The organism is Ruegeria sp. AP12, assembly GCF_056540025.1.
Genome location: NZ_JBQFVZ010000208.1, coordinates 1 through 708, shown reverse-complemented (window position 1 = coordinate 708; position 708 = coordinate 1). Strand labels below are relative to the sequence as shown.

The 708-nt window shown below is 47.5% G+C and carries 1 protein-coding gene; it reads right to left on the bottom strand.

The window, feature by feature from the left end:
- Window positions 1-201: 201 nt before the first annotated feature.
- A partial coding sequence (locus ACR0E6_RS22310; protein WP_480587487.1) for a GntR family transcriptional regulator occupies window positions 202-708 on the bottom strand: 507 nt, incomplete at its 5' end.

The window sequence follows — 708 nt, the reverse complement described above, 5'->3', positions numbered from 1 at the left end:
TGTTGTTCGGGAAAAGCCCCAATTCGCTGCCGAGCAGCATCACGTTTGTAGAACGTGAGAAAACCGCAGAAACCGGACATTGCAAATTCGATGATCCCTAACAAGCAAAAAAACGTTAAGATAAATGAGCAGCCGGCCGGTACGATAGGCACATTGTCGGTACTGAATATTGAATCAAATTAGCTGTACGAGTTTCCGAACTTATTCAAAGTACTCGGGATGGCGTTCGTGAATAAACGCGATAGTGTCGTCGAGGCGGGATAAGTGTTTTCTGACTGCGTTTTGCGCTTTTGACAGATCCCGCGAGACAAGCCCATTTGCGATCTCATAGTGGTCTTCCAAAATGGAATTCGCCTCGCGATCTTTCTCAAGACCAAGCATACAGAGACGATCTACTTTTTGTTTGCATTCCATCATAACTTCGAACGCTAACGGGTTGCCGCCAAGGACGTAGATTAGTTTGTGAAAATCGTAGTCGTGCGCGTGAAAGGCAGATAGATCCCCTTGCGTCAGAGCATTCTCCTGAAGGGCTAAGTTTTCGCTTAGCTTCGCATCCCGATCTGAATCCCAAGTCTCAACCGCCATGTAAACTATTTCAAGTTCGACGGCCCTTCGCACCAAACGAGCAAGCTCTAGGCGATCCATTGAAAAGCCGCGCACCTCGGTTGCTTTTTGCGGTCGGATAAGTAGCAAATCCTCATTTCCAAG